The 6,849-nt window shown below is 37.0% G+C and carries 10 protein-coding genes; 6 read left to right on the forward strand and 4 right to left on the reverse strand.

Going from position 1 to position 6,849, the window contains the following annotated elements; genetic code table 11:
- The 3 genes from WBN20_RS00090 to WBN20_RS00100 form a co-directional block, all read left to right on the forward strand.
- Positions 1–664: zinc-dependent metalloprotease (locus tag WBN20_RS00090; protein ID WP_424280266.1), on the forward strand; the 664-nt coding region annotated here is incomplete at its 5' end.
- 191 nt (positions 665–855) lie between these two features.
- Positions 856–1,035: a hypothetical protein gene (locus WBN20_RS00095; protein WP_424280267.1), complete on the forward strand. Its 180-nt coding sequence runs from the start codon at positions 856–858 to the stop codon at positions 1,033–1,035.
- Between the two features lie 207 nt (positions 1,036–1,242).
- Positions 1,243–1,701: a hypothetical protein gene (locus tag WBN20_RS00100; protein WP_424280268.1), complete on the forward strand. Its 459-nt coding sequence runs from the start codon at positions 1,243–1,245 to the stop codon at positions 1,699–1,701.
- Between the two features lie 78 nt (positions 1,702–1,779).
- Here WBN20_RS00100 and hemL read toward each other — a convergent pair whose 3' ends face one another.
- The 4 genes from hemL to WBN20_RS00120 are packed head-to-tail and all read right to left on the reverse strand — an operon-like array spanning position 1,780 to position 5,142.
- Positions 1,780–3,069 carry a glutamate-1-semialdehyde 2,1-aminomutase gene (gene hemL / locus WBN20_RS00105; RefSeq protein WP_424270850.1) on the reverse strand — a complete coding sequence of 430 codons (1,290 nt, stop codon included), beginning with the start codon at positions 3,067–3,069 and terminating at the stop codon, positions 1,780–1,782.
- Positions 3,070–3,074: 5 nt separating this feature from the next.
- A complete protein-coding gene (locus WBN20_RS00110; protein WP_424270851.1) occupies positions 3,075–3,896 on the reverse strand; it encodes a glucosaminidase domain-containing protein in 822 nt (273 codons plus the stop codon).
- Positions 3,893–4,822, reverse strand: coding sequence for a 1-aminocyclopropane-1-carboxylate deaminase/D-cysteine desulfhydrase (locus WBN20_RS00115; protein WP_424280269.1), 930 nt, complete (start codon positions 4,820–4,822; stop codon positions 3,893–3,895). The genes WBN20_RS00110 and WBN20_RS00115 overlap by 4 nt, the downstream gene beginning before the upstream one ends.
- Positions 4,810–5,142, reverse strand: coding sequence for a hypothetical protein (locus tag WBN20_RS00120; RefSeq protein WP_424270853.1), 333 nt, complete (start codon positions 5,140–5,142; stop codon positions 4,810–4,812). Before WBN20_RS00120 ends, WBN20_RS00115 begins: the two co-directional genes overlap by 13 nt.
- Positions 5,143–5,320: 178 nt before the next feature.
- Between WBN20_RS00120 and WBN20_RS00125 the strand changes: the two genes are divergently transcribed.
- The 3 genes from WBN20_RS00125 to WBN20_RS00135 all read left to right on the forward strand — a co-directional run.
- Positions 5,321–5,479, forward strand: coding sequence for a DUF5522 domain-containing protein (locus tag WBN20_RS00125; protein ID WP_424270854.1), 159 nt, complete (start codon positions 5,321–5,323; stop codon positions 5,477–5,479).
- A gap of 75 nt (positions 5,480–5,554) precedes the next feature.
- Positions 5,555–6,133 carry a DUF4136 domain-containing protein gene (locus WBN20_RS00130; RefSeq protein WP_424280270.1) on the forward strand — a complete coding sequence of 193 codons (579 nt, stop codon included), beginning with the start codon at positions 5,555–5,557 and terminating at the stop codon, positions 6,131–6,133.
- Positions 6,134–6,193: 60 nt separating this feature from the next.
- On the forward strand, positions 6,194–6,849 hold a 656-nt coding region (locus WBN20_RS00135; RefSeq protein ID WP_424280271.1), incomplete at its 3' end, for an aromatic amino acid hydroxylase.

The following is a 6,849-nucleotide window of genomic DNA, read 5'->3' on the forward strand; positions in this document are numbered from 1 at the left end:
GTTCAACAGATATATGGGACACGTCTCAAATAACATAGGTGGTGTTTATGAATATTATAAGACGTATGACCAGGAAGGTAAGGTATATACCCCCGTCCCTAAAGAACATCAGAAGAACTGTATGCAATTTCTTCAACAAGAAGTATTTAGAACCCCGGAATGGCTATTGGACGATGAATTATTCGGAAGAATAGAATACTCAGGATCTGTTGAAAGGGTTAGAGCCCTGCAAGTGCGATCTTTGAACAATGTGCTTAGCCTGAGTAGAATGGCTCGACTTATAGAGCAGGAAACACAATTAGGTCCTGACGCCTATTCTTTAAGTTCCATGATGAAAGATATGAGCAAGGGTCTTTGGTCTGAACTAAGAAGTAGCAGTAAAATTGATACCTATAGAAGAAATCTCCAGAAGGCCCATATAGACAGGTTAGAGTTCCTTATGACCGCAGAAAGCAAGACCAAAAAACCAGCTAACGGAGGTTATCGAAAGGCTACGGTTATAAACACCAGCCAATCTGATATAAGGTCAGTCGCGAGGGCAGAATTGAACGGTCTAAAAAGAAATATAGCCAATGCCATCCCCAGAACTTCTGATAACATGAGTAAATATCACTTACAGGATATAATTGCACGCATAGATCAAATACTAAATCCGGTACCGTAACGCTAGTATAGGTCGGTGAATTGCCCTATTTAAGCTATTAAATGCAAAGTGTTTTTTCATAAAATCCGGGCATTATTGAGGTAGACCACAAATAATGCGTTTTTAACACTAAAAAAGAAGACATTCACAACAATCATTCCACCTGGTTTACTATTGGTTATATCTTAGTAATGAACAAAAACCCCGGAATTATGAATTATAAAATTAAAAGTCTGCTTTATTTTGTTTGTCTTGTATTATCTGCATTTACCTACTATGGTTTGGAAAGTAATCAAAATCAAGAACAGAATTATTCGACAGTAGAGATTGTAGAAGTTACAAATGAGAATTTTAAACCTGCATATATCATTGAATTAGCAGACCTGAATTAGTAAAACAAATTCACATATTAATTCCTATAAAAAAGGGTTCGGTATAAACCGAACTCTTTTTGTTTTTAGTAATAAGAATTTAAAATATTCTGCATTTGATTCCCCTAACCAGATTCTCAGCGGTGTTAAAGTTTTTATAATATCCGAATTTGAATTAAACCAAATAATGAATTGGTAATCAAAGGAATATAACAAAAACATAAACACATGAAAAAAGTATTAGTAACAACTGTATTATTAATTGGAATGATGGGTTTTTCTCAAAGAGGCCAGCATTTTAATTCTGAACAACGGGGATTGAAAGATATGACCCCTGAACAAATAGCCATACTTAAGACAAAGAAGATGACTTTGGCTTTGGATTTAAGTACCGCTCAACAAAAGGAAATTCAAAAATTAAATTTGGAGAATGCCAAGGAGCGTAAGGCTTTAATGTTGGAACGGAAGGTGAAAAAGGAAAAAGCTGAAGAATCTAAACCGAGTGCGGATGAACGTTTTGACTTTCAAAATGAACGATTGGATAGAATGATTGTCCAAAAAGGAAAGATGAAACAAATTCTGTCAGAAGAGCAATTTCAAAAATGGGAACGTGCAAATCAGCATCACAGAAATCATAGAAAAGATGGTAAAAGAGTACATGATTCCGGTAAGAGGCATGGCAAATAGGTCTTGAGTTTTTAGGAAAACGGGGTGTAGAATAAAGTATAACTTTTCTATATCCCGTTTCTTTATTAATACTGCTTTTTAAACCAAATTAGGAGCAACATTCTTCAAGGCTTCAATTGTACTATCTAAATCTTTATAGGTAATAGCATCGTTTAAGAAATAACTTTCAAAGGCACTCGGAGGAAGATAAATTCCTTGCTCCAACATTCCATGAAAATATTTTCGGAATAACTCATTATTACCTTGAGCAGAACTGCTAAAATCTATAACTGGATTTTCAGTAAAATGAACCGAAATCATAGATCCAAAGCGATTAATTTGATGAGGAATTCCATGTTCTACCAACACAGAAGATATGCCCTCATGAAGATAAGCTGTTTTTTTATTCAGGCTATCAAAAATCTCAGGACGATTATTTAATTCTGTGAGCATGGCAAGTCCGGCACTCATAGCCAAAGGATTACCACTAAGAGTACCAGCCTGATAAACAGGCCCATCGGGAGCCAGATGAGCCATAATTTCATCTCGGGAGGCAAATGCCCCTACGGGAAGCCCTCCACCAATTACCTTTCCATAAGTAACAATATCAGCATCTATTCCTAAGGCTTCTTGCGCACCACCACGACCTAGCCGGAATCCTGTCATTACTTCATCAAAAACCAACAGAATATTTTCTTCAGTGCAGATCTTTCTAAGCCCATCCATAAAAGAATCTGATGGAACAATACAACCCATATTACCAGCTATTGGCTCTATGATAACAGCGGCAATTTCATCTTTGTTAGCCGCAATCAGGGTAATCACACTTTCCAGGTTGTTATACTCTGCCAATAAGGTATCCTTTGCGGTACCTTTGGTTACTCCGGGGCTATTAGGACTGCCAAATGTTACGGCACCACTTCCCGCCTGAATTAAAAAGGAATCTGAGTGTCCGTGATAACATCCGGCAAATTTTATAATCTTATCTTTTCCAGTAAATCCACGCGCCAGACGAATGGCACTCATGCAAGCTTCTGTTCCGCTATTTACAAATCTAATCTTATCAATATTGGGAACCATAGACACTGCCAACTGAGCTAATTCTGTCTCAATTTCTGTAGGCATTCCAAAAGAAGTGCCAAGCTTAGCTTTATTGATCACTGCATTAATTACAGGTTCATACGCATGCCCCAAAATAAGCGGACCCCAGGAAGAAATATAGTCAATTAACTTATTTCCATCCACATCATATAAATAAGCTCCTTTGGCCCTTTCAACAAAAACAGGATCACCTCCAACTGCCTTAAAAGCGCGGACCGGAGAATTTACACCACCCGGAATATATTTCTTAGCCTCTGCAAATAAGGCGCTGCTTCTCTGATAAATCATAATAGTTATTTTACTCTTTCAGATTTAACCTTCAATTCCTGTCCAACAGACAAGTTACTGGAGTTCATGTCGTTAAGTTTCATTAACTCATCAACGGAAATAAAATAGGTTCTGGATATAGAATATAAGGTGTCTCCCTTTTGGACTACATACTTTTTGTAATCATATTTTTTAGGTTCTGCCTTAACCTGATATCCCCTGGCCAAAACTTCCTTGTCGTATTTGTAGAGTTGATACCTTTCAATAAAGGAAATCAATTTTTGAGGATAGCTTTTATCCGTGGCATAGCCTGCTTTCTTAAGCCCTTTTGCCCATCCCTTATAATCATCCCGGCGTAATTCAAACAGGGAAGCATAGCGGGCCCTGGATGATAGAAAAATACTATGATCACGAAATGAGTACATTGGATGATTGTATTTTCTAAAACACTCGCCTTTTTCGTCATCATCGTGATATTCAAACTCCCCATCCCAACTGTTATGACACTTAATTCCGAAGTGATTATTTGTTTTTACAGTAAGAGCCCCTGTGCCGTAGCCACTTTCAAGAATGCCCTGTGCCAAAGTAATACTCGCTGGTATGCCATAGGCTTTCATTTCAAATTGGGCTATTTCCGAAAAGGTATCCAAATACTCATCAATTGAGGAAGTTGAAAAGTATGTAAACTTTTTGGCATCCTCCGGAAAAGGAAACTTTGTATAATCTTTATTGGTTTTGTTAGACTTTACAACCTCGGATGATCCTTTCTTGGAATAGGTAGTTCTTTTTTTAGTTCCACAACTCAGAAGTAAAAAAACTAAAACAACTGCCAGCGTAGCGTGTTTCATATATCGATTATGGGTAAATTTTTGTCTTTCAAATATAAATTCATTCCTGCTATTCCTTGCAATCCACCGGTATGAATAGCCAATATTTTAGTCTTGGGTTTAAAAAAATCGTTAGCAATCATGTCTAAAATACCGTAAATCATTTTTCCCGTATAGACCGGATCAAGGGGTATTTCATGGTTTTGATTCATTTCATTTATAAACGATATTAATGATTCATCAACCCTGGCATAGCCACCAAAATGGTAATCTGTATATAATTCCCAGTTCCCATTTTCGACAAATTTACAAATATCTTTCCTTAAAAAGTCGCCTTTAAGCGCAGGAAAACCTATTACCCGTTGGTTAGGCGTAGCCGTATTAATAATTCCGGCCAAAGTACCTCCGGTTCCAACAGAGCAGCAGATTACATCAAATTCGCTGTCTTTTTGGGTAAGAATCTCTTCACAGCCTTTAACTGCTAATTTGTTTGTACCGCCTTCAGGAACCAGATAGAAATTTCCGAATTCTGCCTTTAAATTATTATAAAAAGCCGCTGTCTCCTTTTTTCTGTAGTCAGCCCTGGAGACAAATTTAAACTTCATGCCTTGCTTATTTGCAGCAGACAAGGTTGGATTACTTGTCCATGAACCAGCTAATTCCTCACCTCTTATCACACCTATAGTCTTCATCCTGTCCTTTTTACCGGCGTAGGCGGTTGCCGCAATATGATTAGAATAAGCACCGCCGAAAGTTAGTATGGTATCATACTTCAATTCCTTTGCCTTAAGCAGGTTGTACTTAAGTTTACGGTATTTATTTCCTGAAATTTGAGGATGTATTAAATCCTCACGCTTTATATGAAGTTCTACTTTCTTTTTCTTTAAGAGGGGCAAGGATATTTTTTGATTGGAGACCAACACAAGTACAAGGCTTAATGGCTCCAAAGATATTTAATAAAGCTAAAACGTTTTCTCGTTGTGAGGTATTCCATATTTATCTCATTTTGATAGGCCTCGCGTTCAAAACTAATATTTTGATATGCTTTATAGCTGTCAAAATAAAGCAATGATCTGAGCAACCATTCTGAGATATATAAAAAATAAAAAGGAAGTATAAGAAGTTCCTGTTGTTGTTGTAAATGTATCCGTTCGTGATTAATTAAAACAGCATCTTGTTTTAACCGTACATTTTTGAGAATGATAAATGGCCATAAAGATAAGCCTACATAATCTCTGTAAAAAAATTGTCTAATTATCACAATCATAAGCAATTGTATAAGCAGCTTTTAACAAATATAATTGTTAAATTTTGTTTTAACCCAAAAATTAAGAGAGCTTACCAACATATTCGTTAAGATGATATCAATGGAATCTGTATTATTTTATCGGGCTTTGAATTTTCGTGAACTGTTTTATTAACAATAATCTCGTAATTTTACAAATATGAAAAAGATATTACCGGCAGAAGAAGGTGATTTTTACTTATCTGAAGAAGGCTATCGCGTTTTTACAAAAGAATATCATCTTAAACGCGGGTATTGTTGTGAGAGCAACTGCAGACATTGTCCTTACGGGTATAATGCAAAGACAAATATGCAGTAATATAATTGTTTATTTGGCATGATAATTGTGCCATATTTATCTACTTAATGGTTGACGAACCCAAAAAATATTATTATGAAAAAGATAAAAATAGTTGCGATACCGGTACTTTTCATTCTCTTCTTAAGTTCTTGCGCCTCGGTCAGTGTTTTATCTGATTACGATAGACAAACCGATTTTAAGGAATATAAGAGCTATGCGTTCTACAAAACTGGGATAGACAGGGCTCAGATATCTGATCTGGACAAGAAACGAATCTTAAGGGCCATTGAAACGGAAATGGATTCTCTCGGCTTTGTGAAGTCTGATAAACCCGATATTCTTGTGAGTATTTTTACCAATGAGCGAGTAGAGGTAGATGTTTATAACGGCTGGGGTTATGGATATGGCTGGGGCTGGGGCTGGGGTTGGCCTGGTTATTACAACCCTTATTTTTGGGGACCCGGTTATTATGGTAATAATGTTAGCACAAGAACAGAAGGTTCTTTATATATTGATTTAATAGATACGGCAAAAAAAGAATTAGTTTGGCAGGGCAGAGGTGTCGGCACCCTGAATACTACTAAAAATATAGAAAAGAAAGAGAAACGTATTCGTCAATTCGTTTCACAAATATTGCAACAGTATCCGCCTGAGGTTATTGCTGCGAATTAATTTTATAACCGCCCGCTTCGGGCGGTTTTTTGTATCTTTATAAGGCATTAATAAATAGTTATGTCTTTTGAAAGTAACCCTATTTTAGATAAGCTTCCCACTCATCTTAAACAATATATTAAACCTCAGAACTATGAGGATTATTCGGCCATTGACCAGGCTGTCTGGCGTTATGTTATGCGAAAAAATGTGGACTATCTAAGTAATGTAGCCCATAAATCATATGTTGAAGGACTCAATAAAACCGGGATTTCTATAGATCACATTCCTAACATGTACGGGATGAATCGCATTTTAAAAGAAATTGGATGGGCTGCAGTTGCCGTAGATGGGTTTATCCCTCCGGCAGCCTTCATGGAGTTTCAGGCCTACAATGTGCTTGTTATAGCATCAGACATAAGACAGCTTGAGCATATTGAATACACTCCTGCACCCGATATTATCCATGAAGGAGCTGGTCATGCACCAATTATAGCAAATCCTGAATATGCAGAATATTTGAGAAGGTTTGGCGAAATTGGCTCTAAGGCCATTTCCAGCGCCAAGGATTATGAACTTTATGAGGCCGTCAGGTATCTATCCATAATAAAAGAAGCTGCAGGGACTCCCCTGGTTGATATTGAGAAAGCAGAGAAGCACATTGAAAAATTACAGCGAAATATGGGGGAGCCCAGTGAAATGGCCCTTATCAGAAATTTACACTGGTGGACCGTAGA

This window comes from Eudoraea sp., assembly GCF_049665975.1.
Lineage (GTDB): Bacteria > Bacteroidota > Bacteroidia > Flavobacteriales > Flavobacteriaceae > Eudoraea.